Annotated in this window: 1 protein-coding gene; it reads left to right on the top strand. The window is 69.8% G+C overall.

The genetic code is table 11. The features are described from left to right. The first annotated feature begins 19 nt into the window (after positions 1 to 19). Positions 20 to 14,296: a type I polyketide synthase gene (locus OYE22_RS05470; protein ID WP_277319351.1), complete on the top strand. Its 14,277-nt coding sequence runs from the start codon at positions 20 to 22 to the stop codon at positions 14,294 to 14,296. Positions 14,297 to 14,325: the final 29 nt, after the last annotated feature.

Here is a 14,325-nt window from a genome sequence, read left to right as displayed (position 1 = left end):
TGGAAGTGTGGAGCTACTGATGGCTACGTCCTCCGAAAAAGTTGTCGAAGCGCTGCGCGCCTCCCTCCGGGAAAACGACCGCCTCAAGCTACAGAACCAGCGTCTGGTCGCGGCCTCGAAAGAGCCCATCGCCATCGTCGGTATGAGCTGTCGCTTCCCCGGGGGCGTGCGCACCCCCGAGCAGCTCTGGCAACTCGTCGTGGATGGCGTGGATGCCATCTCCGAGTTCCCGACCGATCGCGGTTGGGAGAACGAGACGCTGTACCACCCCGACCCAGACAACCCGGGGACGAGTTACACCCGTGAGGGTGGCTTCCTCTACGACGCCGACGAGTTCGACCCGCAGTTCTTCGGGATGTCTCCGCGCGAGGCGCTGGCGACCGATCCGCAGCAGCGGCTGCTGCTGGAAGCCTCGTGGGAGGCGTTCGAGCGGACCGGTATCGACCCCGTCTCCCTGCGCAACAGGCCGGTCGGGGTGTTCGTCGGCACGAGTGGCCTGGACTACGCGACCCATCTCTACGAGGTGGGAGGCGAACTTGAGGGCTATCTGACGGGCAGCGCGGCCAGCGTGGTGTCGGGCCGTATCTCCTACACCTTCGGTCTCGAAGGGCCCGCGGTGACCGTGGACACGGCGTGTTCGTCGTCGCTGGTCGCCCTCCACATGGCCATACAGGCGCTGCGCCAGGGCGAGTGTGAACTTGCCTTGGCCGGTGGCGTGTCGGTCATGTCGTCGCCCGGTTCGTTCATCGAGTTCAGCCGGCAGCGCGGCCTGGCGGTCGACGGCCGCTGCAAGCCGTTCGCGGAGGCGGCGGACGGTACGGGTTGGTCCGAGGGCGTGGGCCTGCTGCTCGTGGAGCGGCTGTCCGATGCGCGGAAGAACGGCCACCCGGTGCTGGCCGTCGTGCGCGGCTCAGCCGTCAACCAGGACGGCGCTTCCAACGGCCTCACGGCTCCCAACGGTCCGTCCCAGCAGCGGGTAATCCGCCAGGCGTTGGCCAGCGCGGGACTGTCGGCGGCTGATGTGGATGCGGTGGAGGCGCACGGTACGGGTACGACGTTGGGTGACCCGATCGAGGCGCAGGCGTTGTTGGCCACCTACGGTCAGGGGCGGCCTGGGGAGCGGCCGCTGTGGTTGGGGGCCATCAAGTCGAACATCGGGCACACGCAGGCCGCCGCTGGTGTCGCGGGCGTCATCAAGATGGTGATGGCGATGCGTGAGGGTGTGTTGCCGAAGGTTCTGCATGTGGATGAGCCGTCGCGGCAGGTGGATTGGTCGGCGGGTGAGGTGCGGTTGCTGACGGAGGCCACCGCGTGGCCGGAGACCGGCCGTCCGCGTCGGGCGGGCATCTCCTCGTTCGGGCTCAGCGGAACCAACGCTCACACCATCATCGAGCAGGCACCGGAGGCCGACCTCGATGAGCGACAGGAGGCGACCGCGCCCCAGGTCGACGTGGCGAAGCCGCCCGCCGTCTTGCCGTGGCTGGTGTCCGGTAGGAGCGCCGAGGGGCTCAGCGCCCAGGCGAGTCAACTCCATGCCCACATGAGTGCGCATCCGGAGTTGTCGCCGACCGACGTGGCCTTCTCCCTGGCCACGACCCGTTCGACTTTCGAGCACCGCGCGGCCGTGGTCGCCGAGGATCGTGACGGCCTCCTCCGCGCTCTGGAGACCCTGGCCAACGGCGAGAACGCGGCCCAGGTCGTCCAGGGTGTGGCACGGACCGATGACACCCTCGCGTTCCTGTTCTCGGGCCAGGGCGCGCAACGCCTGGGTATGGGCCGGGAGTTGTACGAGTCGTCCCCGGTGTTCGCCCGTGCCTTGGATGAGGTGTGCGCGTATCTGGACGTCGTCCTTGACCGTCCTCTGAAGGATGTGGTGTTCGCGGCGGAGGGCAGCGCGGATGCCGAGCTGCTGGATCAGACGGCGTTCACACAGCCCGCGCTGTTCGCGGTCGAGGTGGCGTTGTTCCGGCTGCTTGAGCACTGGGGTGTGACACCGGATGTGGTGATGGGCCACTCGGTGGGTGAGATCGCTGCCGCGCATGTGGCGGGGGTGTTCTCCCTGGAGGACGCGTGCACGCTGATCGCGGCGCGTGGTCGGTTGATGCAGGCGCTGCCGGAGGGCGGCGCGATGGCCGCCATCGAGGCGTCCGAGGAGGAGGTCGCGGGGTCGCTGGGCGGTCGTGAGGCCGAGGTGAGCGTCGCGGCGGTCAACGGTCCGACAGCCGTCGTGATCGCGGGCGACGAGGCCGCGGTGTTGGAGATCGCCGGCCAGTGGTCGGAGCAGGGCCGCAAGACCAGCCGCCTGCGGGTCAGCCACGCCTTCCACTCGCCGCGCATGGACGCGATGCTGGACGACTTCCGCCGCGTCGTGGGAGCCCTGTCGTTCGCCTCGCCCTCCATCGATCTCGTCTCCAACGTCACCGGCAAGCCGGCGGACGCGGAAGTGTGCTCGCCGGAGTACTGGGTGCGCCACGTCCGGGAGGCGGTGCGGTTCGCGGACGGCGTCCGGACGCTCGACGCGCAGGGCGTGACCACCTTCCTTGAGGTGGGCCCCGACGGTGTGCTCTCGGCGATGGCACAGGACTGCCTGGCGGAGCGGGCCGAGTCCGGTTCGGCGCCCGTGGTCGTGCCGGTGCTGCGCAAGGACCGCTCGGAGGCCGTCGCCCTGACCACGGCGCTGGCTCGGCTGCACGTCCACGGCTCCGTTGTCGACTGGCGGCCGGCGTTCGACGGTCTCCAGGCTCGCAGGGTCGACCTGCCGACATACCCGTTCCAGCGTCAGCGCTACTGGATCGAGAAGTCCGCCGACGGATCATCCGGCGTTGACGCCGGCATCCGGGACGAGGTGGACGCGTGGTTCTGGCAGGCCGTGGAGCGCGAGGATCTCGAAGCGCTCGCCAAGACGCTCGACTTTGATGACGAAGCGACGCTGGGCGCGGTTCTGCCCGCGCTCTCGGCGTACCGACGCAGCAGCCGTGACCAGTCGACCATCGATGGTTGGCGTTATCGGGTGTCGTGGAAGCCGGTTGGGGATGTGGTCGGTGGGTCGTTGTCGGGGACGTGGCTGGTGGTGGTCCCGGGGGCGCGTGTTGAGGATGAGTTGGTGGCGGGGGTTGTTTCGGGGCTTGAGCGGCATGGTGCGGGTGTGGTGTCGCTGGTGGTGGATGAGGGGGACCTTGAGCCCGGTGTGTTGAGCGGACGGTTGCGTGAGGTTCTGGGGGTTGTGCCGGAGTTGGGTGGTGTGGTGTCGCTGCTCGCTCTGGATGAGGGGTCGTGCCCGGGGTATCCGGGGCTGTCTGTTGGTTTTGCTTCGACGTTGACGTTGGTGCAGGCGTTGGTGGAGGTGGGTGCTGGGGGTTTGTTGTGGTGTGTGTCGCGGGGTGCGGTGTCGGTGGGGCGTTCGGATCGGTTGGCGAGTGTTGTGCAGTCGCAGGTGTGGGGTCTGGGGCGGGTGGTGGGGTTGGAGCACTCGGGGCTGTGGGGTGGTCTGGTGGATCTGCCAGAGGTGTTGGATGAGCGTGCGGTCGCGCGGTTGGTGGGTGTGCTGTCCGGTGAGGGCGGTGAGGACCAGGTCGCGGTGCGTGGTTCTGGTGTGTTCGTGCGTCGTCTGGCTCGGTCGGCGGCGCCTGTTGCTGAGGTATCGCCGTGGCGGGTGGGTGGCACGGTGTTGGTGACCGGTGGTACGGGTGCGTTGGGTGGTCGGGTGGCCCGCTGGCTGGTGGATAGCGGTGCCGAGCATCTGGTGTTGACCAGTCGTCGTGGTCTTGAGGCGCCGGGTGCGTCCGAGCTGAAGGCTGAGCTTGAGGGTCTGGGTGCCCGGGTGACCGTGGCGGCGTGTGATGTGTCTGATCGGGACGCGTTGGCTGGGGTGTTGGCGGCGGTTCCGGAGGAGTTCCCGTTGCGGGCCGTCTTCCACGCGGCTGGTGTGGAACAGGTGACGGAGCTTGTGGATGTGGGGTTGGCGGACGCGGCGTCGGTGGTGGCGGGCAAGGTGGCCGGTGCTGTCAACCTGGACGCGTTGTTGGGTGATCGTGAGTTGGACGCGTTCGTGGTGTTCTCCTCGATCGCGGGTGTGTGGGGTAGTGGTGGTCAGGCTGCTTACGGTGCTGCCAACGCTTATCTGGATGCGTTGGTGGAGGACCGTCGGGGTCGGGGTCTTGCTGGTACGGCTGTGGCGTGGGGGCCGTGGGCGGAAGGTGGCATGGCGGCCGGTGACAGTGGCGACCAGTTGGCTCGTCGTGGTCTGTCCGCGATGGCGCCCGACTTGGCTCTTGTGGCGTTGCGTGGGGCGGTCGCGGGTGATGAGGGTGTGGTGACGGTCGCTGATGTGGACTGGGGGCGGTTCGCGCCGTTGTTCACGTTGGAGCGGCCGAGCCCGTTGCTCGGCGACCTGCCCGAGGTCCGGCGGGCACTCGACGCCGCGAGCGCGTCCGGCCAGGCCGGCGACGCGTCGACCGGACTGCGGGAGCGTCTGGCGGGTCTGACCGAGGCGGAGATTGATCGGGCTCTGTTGGACCTGGTGCGTGGTCAGGCTGCCGCGGTGCTTGGTTTCGCGGGTGCGGAGGTGGTTGAGCCGGGGCGGGCGTTCAAGGAGCTGGGTTTTGACTCGCTGACCGCGGTGGAGTTCCGTAACCGGTTGAACGCGGAGACGGGGTTGGTGTTGCCGGCCACGTTGGTCTTCGACTTCCCGAGTTCTGCGGTGTTGGCCGCTCATCTGCGTGCCGAGGTGTTGGGTACGCGGGATGCGGTGGCGCTGCCTTCGGCGGTGGCGGCATCGGTTGACGATGACCCGATCGCGATCGTCGGGATGAGCTGCCGTTTCCCGGGCGGTGTGGGGAGCCCCGAGGACTTGTGGCGGCTGGTGGCCGGTGGTGGTGACGCCATCTCCGACTTCCCGTCCAACCGTGGGTGGGACGTAGAGGGGATGTACGACCCGGACCCCGAGCGTCTGGGCACGTTCTACGCCCGTGAAGGTGGCTTCCTGCACGACGGGGGCGAGTTCGACGCGGGCTTCTTCGGGATCTCGCCACGTGAGGCCCTCGCCATGGACCCGCAGCAGCGGCTGCTGCTTGAGACGTCCTGGGAGGCGTTCGAGCGCGCCGGTATCGCTCCCACCTCCGTGCGCGGCCACCAGATCGGCGTGTTCGTCGGCGCCGCGACCTCGGGCTACGGAGTCGGCCACGACGGCACGGCCGGGGAGTTGGAAGGGCAGATCCTGACCGGCAACGCGACCTCGGTCGTCTCCGGTCGTATCTCGTACACGCTGGGGCTTGAGGGGCCGGCGTTGACGGTGGACACGGCGTGTTCGTCGTCGCTGGTGGCCCTGCACCAGGCCGCGCAGGCGCTGCGCCAGGGCGAGTGCGAGATGGCGCTCGCCGGTGGCGTGACGGTGATGGCCACACCCGGAGCGTTCGTGGAGTTCAGCCGCCAGCGTGGGCTGGCCCCCGACGGTCGCTGCAAGCCGTTCGCGGACGCGGCGGATGGTACGGGTTGGTCCGAGGGTGTGGGCATGCTGCTGGTGGAGCGGCTGTCCGACGCCCGGCGCAACGGGCACCAGGTGCTGGCGATCGTGCGCGGCTCGGCGGTCAACCAGGACGGTGCCAGTAACGGTCTGACCGCGCCGAACGGCCCGTCGCAGCAGCGGGTGATCCGTCAGGCTCTGGCCAACGCCGGGGTGTCGGCGGCCGAGGTGGACGCGGTCGAGGCGCACGGTACGGGTACGACGTTGGGTGACCCGATCGAGGCGCAGGCACTGCTGGCCACCTACGGCCAGGAGCGGCCGGAGGGCCGTCCGCTGTGGCTGGGTTCGCTCAAGTCGAACCTCGGCCACACGCAGGCCGCGGCCGGGGTGGGCGGCATCATCAAGATGGTGATGGCGATGCGGCATGGCGTGCTGCCGCAGACCCTTCACGTGGATGAGCCGTCGAGCCAGGTGGACTGGTCGGCGGGTGAGGTGCGACTGCTGACCGAGGCCACCGAGTGGCCCGAGACCGGGCGTCCGCGTCGGGCCGGTGTGTCCGCCTTCGGCGTGAGTGGCACCAACGCCCACACCATCATCGAGCAGGCCCCGCCGGTCGAGGAGGACGCACAGCCCGCCCCGGCGGCCCCGGTCGAGGATCACGGTGTCGTGCCCTGGGCGCTGTCCGCCAAGAGCGCGGAGGCTCTGCGCGCCCAGGCCGAGCGGCTCCGGTCGTATCTGGTCGAGCGTGCGGAGCTGGGCGCGCTGGATGTGGGTTACTCGCTCGTGGCGACCCGCGCGGTGCATGAACACCGCGCGGTGATCCTGGGTGCCAACCGCGCGGAGTTGTTGCGCGGCGTCGAGGCTGTCGCGGCCGGCGAAGTGACCCCCGGAGCGGTTGAGGGTGTCGCGAACGCGTCGGGTGTGACGGCGTTCCTGTTCTCGGGTCAGGGTGCGCAGCGGCTCGGCATGGGCCGAGAGTTGTACGAGACGTACCCGGTGTTCGCCCAGGCGCTGGACGAGGTGTGCGCGCATCTCGATGTGCTGCTGGATCGTCCGCTGAAGGATGTGGTGTTCGCGGCGGAGGGCAGTGCGGATGCCGAGCTGCTGGATCAGACGGCGTTCACGCAGCCCGCGCTCTTCGCGGTCGAGGTGGCGTTGTTCCGGCTCCTTGAGCACTGGGGCGTCACCCCAGACGTGCTGATCGGCCATTCCATCGGCGAGATCGCCGCCGCGCATGTGGCCGGGGTGTTCTCGCTTGAGGACGCGTGCACGCTGGTCGCCGCACGTGGCCGGCTGATGCAGGCGCTGCCCGCAGGCGGCGCCATGGTCGCCATCGAGGCGTCCGAGGAGGAGGTCGTCGGGTCGCTTGCCGGTCGTGAGGCCGAGGTGAGCGTCGCGGCCGTCAATGGCCCGACGGCCGTGGTGATCGCCGGTGATGAGGCCGCCGTACTGGAGATCGTCGGCCAGTGGTCGGAGCAGGGCCGCAAGACCAGCCGTCTGCGGGTCAGCCACGCCTTCCACTCGCCCCGCATGGACGCGATGCTCGGCGACTTCCGCAAGGTCGTCGAGGGGCTGTCCTTCCAGGCGCCGTCGATCGCGCTGGTGTCGAACGTGACGGGTGAGGCGGCGGGCGCCGACGATGTGTGCTCGGCGGAGTACTGGGTGCGTCACGTGCGCGAGGCCGTACGGTTCGCGGACGGGGTGCGGGCGCTGGAGAAGCTGGGCGTGACCCGCTTCGTCGAGGTCGGCCCCGACGGTGTGCTGTCCGCCATGGCACGCGACTGTCTGCGGGCGGACGCGGGTTCGGCGCCGATCGTGGCACCTGTGCTGCGCAAGGACCGCCCGGAGGTTCAGGCGCTGACGGCGGCGCTGGCCGAACTCCACGTACACGGTGTCGAGGTGGGCTGGGAGCAGGTCTTCGCCGGGCGCGGTGCGCGGACGGTGGAGCTGCCGACGTACGCCTTCCAGCGTCAGCGCTACTGGCTGGAGGACCGTGCGCAGGCTTCGAGCGGTTCCGCCGTGGACTCGGTCGACGCGCGGTTCTGGGATGCGGTGGAGCGTGAGGACCTGGAGGCGCTGGCGGAGGCGCTGGACGTCGAGGGGAGCGGTTCGCTGGGCGAGTTGCTGCCCGCGCTGTCCTCGTACCGCCGTCAGCGGCGCGACCAGGCCACGGTCGACGGCTGGCGCTACCGGGTCACCTGGAAGCCGGTGCCGGATGCGGTGGCGGCGACGCTGTCGGGCACCTGGCTGCTGGCGGTGCCCGCCGGGCTCGCGGACAGCGAGCCGACCGTCGCGATCACGCAAGGGCTGGCGAAGCACGGCGCGCGCGTCGTACCGGTACCGGTCGAGGGCGACGCGGACCGCGACGGGCTCGCCGAGTTGCTGCTCGGTGCGCTCGGCGGCGAGCCCGACGCGAACGTGCTGTCGTTGCTCGCGTTGGACGAGGAGCCGATGACCGGGCAGCCGGTGGTCGCCACCGGACTCGCGCTGACGTTGCGGCTGGTGCAGGCCGCGGCCGGGTTGGACGTGGGCCTTCGGCTGTGGTGTGCCTCGCGGGGCGCGGTGTCGGTGGGGCGTTCCGACCGGCTCGCGAGCGCCGCGCAGGCGCAGGTGTGGGGCCTGGGCCGGGTGGCTGCGCTGGAGCATCCGCAGGTCTGGGGCGGGCTCGTCGATCTGCCCGAGACGCTGGACGAGCGCGCCGTGGCGCGGCTGGCCGGTGTGCTGTCCGGGCGGGACGGCGAGGACGAGACGGCGATCCGGGGCTCTGGTGTGTTCGGCCGGCGGCTGGTGCGTACGGCGTCGACGGGTGGCCAGGCATGGCGGCCGAGTGGCTCGGTGCTGATCACCGGTGGTACGGGTGCGCTGGGCGCGCATGTGGCGCGCTGGGCGGTGCGTGAGGGTGCCGAGCACGTGGTGCTCACCAGCCGTCGCGGCCTCGCGGCGGAGGGCGCCGCTGAGCTGAGGGCGGAGCTGGAAGGGCTCGGCGCCGCCGTGTCGGTGGTGGCCTGCGACGCCTCCGACAGGGATGCGCTGGTCGAGGTGCTGGCGGGGATTCCCGAGCGCTTCCCGCTGCGCGGTGTGGTGCACGCGGCCGGCGTGCTGGATGACGGGGTCCTGGACGGGCTGACCGTCGAGCAGCTCGCCGGGGTGCTGGGGGCGAAGGTCGAGGGCGCGCGGCTGCTGCACGAGCTGACGGCCGACCTGGAACTGGACGCGTTCGTGCTGTTCTCGTCGTTCGCCGGTGTGGTGGGCGGCACCGGACAGGGTGCCTACGCGGCGGCGAACGCGTATCTGGACGCGCTGGCCGTGGCGCGCCGTGGTGCCGGGCTGGCCGGTACGGCGGTGGCCTGGGGGCCGTGGGCCGAATCCGGTATGGCCGCGAGCGGCCGCGCGGGGGAGCGGGTGCGCGGTGGCGCGGTGTCCGCGATGGCCCCGGCGCTGGCGGTCTCCGCGCTGAGCTGGGCCGTCGGCCAAGACGAGGCGTCGCTCGTCGTCGCGGACGTCGACTGGGAGCGGCTCGCCCCGGCGCTGGCAGCCGCGCACGGCGGCACCCTCGTCAGCGACATACCCGAGGCGCACGAGCACCTGGCCACGGACGACGACGGCGCCGGCACGTCAGCGGCAACCTTCGGCGGGAAGCTCGCCGGGCTGTCGGCGGCCGAACGCAACGAAGCCGTGCTGGAGCTGGTCCGTGGCCACGCGGCCTCGGTGCTCGGCCACACCTCGGCGGACTCGATCGAACCCGGCCGCGCCTTCCGTGACCTCGGGTTCGACTCCCTCACGGCGGTCGAGCTGCGCAACCGGCTGGACCTCGCGACCGGCCTGCGCCTGCCGGCGACGCTCGTCTTCGACTACCCGACGGCCGCCGAACTGGCCGACTACCTGGACGCCGAGGCGTTCGGCACGGCCCGGCCGGCCCTCGACACGACCCAGCCGAACGCGGCGGCCGTGGACGACGACCCGATCGCGATCGTCGCGATGAGCTGCCACTTCCCCGGAGACGTCCACACGCCGGAGGACCTGTGGCGACTGGTGGCCGAGGGCACCGACGCCATCTCCGCATTCCCCACCGACCGCGGTTGGGACCTCGACGCGCTGTACGACCCCGACCCCGAGCGGCTCGGCACGTCCTACGCCCGCGAGGGCGGCTTCCTCTACGACGCCCCGCGATTCGACGCCAGGTTCTTCGGGATCTCGCCGCGTGAGGCCCTTGCCATGGACCCGCAGCAGCGGCTGCTCCTTGAGACCTCGTGGGAGGCGTTCGAGCGCGCCGGTATCGCCCCCGAGTCGCTGAGAGGCGCCCGGGCGGGTGTGTTCGTCGGGACGAACGGCCAGGACTACGCCGGACTGTGGGTGGACTCCCAGGGTGACCTCGAAGGCCACCTGGGCACGGGCAGTGCGGCCAGCGTGGTGTCGGGCCGTATCTCCTACACCTTCGGTCTCGAAGGGCCCGCGGTGACGGTGGACACGGCGTGTTCGTCGTCGCTGGTCGCCCTCCACATGGCCATACAGGCGCTGCGCCAGGGCGAGTGCGACCTGGCCCTTGCCGGTGGTGTGTCGGTGATGTCGACACCGGGTGCCTTCGTGGAGTTCAGCCGGCAGCGTGGGCTGGCGGTCGATGGCCGGTGCAAGCCGTTCGCGGAGGCGGCGGACGGTACGGGTTGGTCCGAGGGTGTGGGTCTGCTGCTCGTGGAGCGGCTGTCCGATGCGCGGAAGAACGGCCATCCGGTGCTGGCGGTCGTGCGTGGTTCGGCGGTCAACCAGGACGGTGCCAGCAATGGTCTGACGGCGCCGAACGGTCCGTCGCAGCAGCGGGTGATCCGGCAGGCGCTGGCGAGTGCCCGTCTGTCGGCGGCCGAGGTGGATGCGGTGGAGGCGCACGGTACGGGTACGACGTTGGGTGACCCGATTGAGGCGCAGGCGTTGTTGGCCACCTACGGTCAGGGGCGTCCCGAGGAGCGGCCGCTGTGGTTGGGGGCCATCAAGTCGAACATCGGTCACACACAGGCCGCGGCCGGTGTCGCGGGCATCATCAAGATGGTCATGGCGATGCGCGAGGGTGTGTTGCCGAAGGTCCTGCATGTGGATGAGCCGTCGAGCCAGGTGGATTGGTCGGCGGGTGAGGTGCGGTTGCTGACGGAGGCCACCGCGTGGCCGGAGACCGGCCGTCCGCGCCGGGCGGGCATCTCCTCGTTCGGGCTCAGCGGGACCAACGCCCACACCATCATCGAGCAGGCACCGGAGGCCGGGCAGTCCCCGGCTTCGGACACAGTGGCTCCTGCTTCCACCCCGGCCTCCGCTTCCGCGACCGATGACTCGTCGGCGGTGGTGCCGTGGCTGCTCTCGGCCAAGAGCCGGGAGGCGTTGCGGGCACAGGCCGGGCGGCTCGCCGCGCATGTGGCGGCCCGGGGCGACCTCGGTGTGCTGGACGTGGGGCATTCGCTGGCGGCCAGGTCGGTGTTCGAGCACCGCGCCGTGCTGCTCGGCGAGGACCGGGCAACCCTGCTGCGTGGTCTCGAGGCCGTGGCCGGGGGCGGAATCGCTTCCGGTGTGGTCCAGGGGCAGGCGGTGTCGGGCGGTAAGACGGCGTTCCTGTTCTCCGGTCAGGGTGCGCAGCGTCTGGGCATGGGGCGGGAGCTGTACGACGCCTTCCCGGTGTTCGCCCGTGCCTTGGACGAGGTGTGCGCGTATCTGGACGTACTCCTTGACCGTCCGCTGAAGGACGTGGTGTTCGCGGCGGAAGGCAGCGCGGATGCCGAGCTGCTGGACCGTACGGCGTTCACGCAGCCCGCGCTCTTCGCCATCGAGGTGGCGCTGTTCCGGCTGCTTGAGCACTGGGACGTGACCCCGGACGTGGTGATGGGCCACTCCATCGGCGAGATCGCCGCCGCGCATGTGGCCGGGGTCTTCTCGCTCCAGGACGCGTGCACGCTGGTCGCCGCGCGTGGCCGGTTGATGCAGGCCCTGCCGGAGGGCGGCGCGATGGTCGCCATCCAGGCGTCCGAGGAGGAGATCGCCGGATCACTCGCCGGCCGCGAGCACGAGGTGAGCATCGCGGCGGTCAACGGACCGACGGCCGTGGTGATCGCCGGACGTACGCAAGCGGTCCAGGAGGTGGCGGACAGCTGGACGGCGATGGGGAAAAAGACTAGGGGATTGCGGGTCTCACATGCGTTTCACTCTTACCTCATGGACAGTATGTTGGACGAGTTCGGCCAAGTAGTCCGTGAGATCCCTTTTGCGTCACCGACCGTGGCGCTGGTCTCCAACGTGACTGGCAGGCTGGCCTCGGAGGGGGAGGCGTGTTCTCCGGACTATTGGGTCCGGCATGTGCGTGAGGCGGTTCGGTTCGCGGATGGGGTTCGTTCGCTTGAGGCGTTGGGCGTGACAAGGTTCTTGGAAGTCGGTCCGGACGGTGTGCTCACCGCCATGGCCCAGGAATGCCTCGCGGCGAAAGCCGAGGAGTCCTCGGTGGCGGTTCTGGTCCCGGTGTTGCGTAAGGAGCGACCCGAAGCAGGGTCTTTGATGGCGGCGCTTGCCGAACTGCACACGCACGGTGCCACGGTGGGCTGGGAGTCGGTATTCGCCGGACACGGTGCCGGCAAGGTGGAACTGCCCACGTACGCGTTTCAGCGTGAACGGTTCTGGCCTGAGGTGTCCGCGTCCGGCGTCGGCCGCGATTCCGGTTCGACGGCCGCGGATTCGGTGGACGCGCGGTTCTGGGAAGCGGTCGAGCGCGAGGATCTCGAAGCGCTCGCCGAGGCTCTCGACGTCGATCGCGACGCGCCGCTGAGCACGGTCATGCCCGCGCTGTCCGCGTATCACCGGAGCAACCGCGAGCAATCCACGATCGATGGTTGGCGTTATCGGGTGTCGTGGAAGCCGGTTGGGGATGCGGTGGGTGGTTCGTTGTCGGGCACGTGGCTGGTGGTGGTCCCGGGGTCGCGTGTTGAGGACGATGCGGTAGCGGGGATTGTTTCGGGGCTTGAGCGGCATGGCGCGGGTGTGGTCTCGCTGGTGGTGGACGAGGGGGACCTCGAGCCCGGCGTGTTGAGCGGGCGGTTGCGTGAAGCCCTGCTTTCCGCTCCGGATCTGAGCGGTGTGGTCTCGCTGCTCGCTCTGGATGAGGGGTCGTGCCCGGGGTATCCGGGGTTGTCTGCTGGTTTTGCCTCCACGTTGGTGTTGGTTCAGGCGTTGGTGGAGGTGGGTGCTGGGGGTTTGTTGTGGTGTGTGTCGCGGGGTGCGGTGTCGGTGGGGCGTTCGGATCGGTTGGCGAGTGCTGTGCAGTCGCAGGTGTGGGGTCTGGGTCGGGTGGTGGGGTTGGAGCACTCGGGGCTGTGGGGTGGTCTGGTCGATCTGCCCGAGGTGTTGGACGAGCGTGCGGTCGCGCGGCTGGTGGGCGTGCTGTCGGGTGAGGGCGGCGAGGACCAGGTCGCGGTGCGTGGTTCTGGTGTGTTCGTACGTCGTCTGGCTCGGTCGGCGGCGCCTGTTGCCGAGGTATCGCCGTGGCGGGTGCGTGGCACGGTGTTGGTGACTGGTGGTACGGGTGCGTTGGGTGGCCGGGTGGCTCGTTGGCTGGTGGGCAACGGTGCTGAGCATCTGGTGTTGACCAGTCGTCGTGGTCTTGAGGCGCCGGGTGCGCGCGAGCTGCGTGAGGAGCTTGAGGCCCTGGGTGCCCGGGTGACCGTGGCGGCGTGTGATGTGTCTGATCGGGATGCGTTGGCTGGGGTGTTGGCGGTGGTTCCGGAGGAGTTCCCGTTGCGGGCCGTCTTCCACGCGGCAGGTGTGGAACAGGCAGCCGAACTTGCGGGCATGGGGTTGGCGGATGCTGCCGCTGTGATCTCCGGCAAGGCGGCCGGTGCCGAACATCTGGACGCGTTGTTGGGTGATCGTGAGGTGGACGCGTTCGTGGTGTTCTCCTCGATCGCGGGTGTGTGGGGCAGCGGTGGTCAGGCTGCTTACGGTGCGGCCAACGCCTACCTGGACGCGTTGGTGGAGGACCGTCGGGGTCGGGGTCTTGCTGGTACGGCTGTGGCCTGGGGGCCGTGGGCGGAAGGCGGCATGGCGGCCGGTGACAGTGGCGACCAGCTGGCCCGCCGTGGTCTGTCCGCGATGGCGCCCGAGCTGGCTCTCGCGGCGTTGCGTGGGGCGGTCGCGGGTGATGAGGGTGTGCTGACGGTCGCTGATGTGGACTGGGGGCGGTTCGCGCCGTTGTTCACGTTGGAGCGGCCCAGCCCGTTGCTCGGTGACCTGCCCGAGGTCGTGTCGGCCCTGGAGCAGGCCCGTGCCGCCGAGGAGAGCCACGCCGAGGGCGGATCGGCACTGCGGGAAAGGCTCCTCGCACTGGCTCCGGGCGAGCGGCAACGCGCCGTGCTCGACCTGGTACGCGGTCACGCGGCGGCGGTTCTCGGATTCGCCGGTATGGAAGGCGTGGAATCCGACCGAGCCTTCAAGGAACTGGGATTCGACTCGCTCACCGCGGTGGAGTTCCGTAACCGGCTGAACGCGGACACCGGATTGCGACTGCCCACCACGCTGGTATTCGACTACCCCAACGCAAAGGCTCTGGCAGAGCACGTACGAGAAGGCGTACTGCCCGACGAAGGGGCATCCGTCTCTCCGCTGATCGCGGATCTGGAAAAACTAGAGGCATCACTTTCCACGGCGGAACCGGACGATGCCGGGCGAACGGCCATCGCGGCTCGACTCCAAGTACTCCTCGCCAGGCTGAATGGCGACGAGGGCGGAGCGAAGAACGCCGAGAGTATTACGCAGCGGCTTGACGAGGCGTCCGACGACGATCTCTTCGATTTCATCGAGAACGAGCTCAGCTAAAACGCGAGCGCCGAGGTGCAGTTCTCTGG

Source organism: Streptomyces sp. 71268 (assembly GCF_029392895.1).
In the GTDB taxonomy this organism is placed as follows: domain Bacteria; phylum Actinomycetota; class Actinomycetes; order Streptomycetales; family Streptomycetaceae; genus Streptomyces.
Note: the sequence above shows the minus strand (reverse complement) of the source record. Positions and strands in the feature narration are given on the sequence as shown.

Excerpts from the sequence above, each read along its gene's own strand:
- OYE22_RS05470 (WP_277319351.1), top strand. The coding sequence starts at position 20 with ATGGCTACGTCCTCCGAAAAAGTTGTCGAAGCGCTGCGCGCCTCCCTC.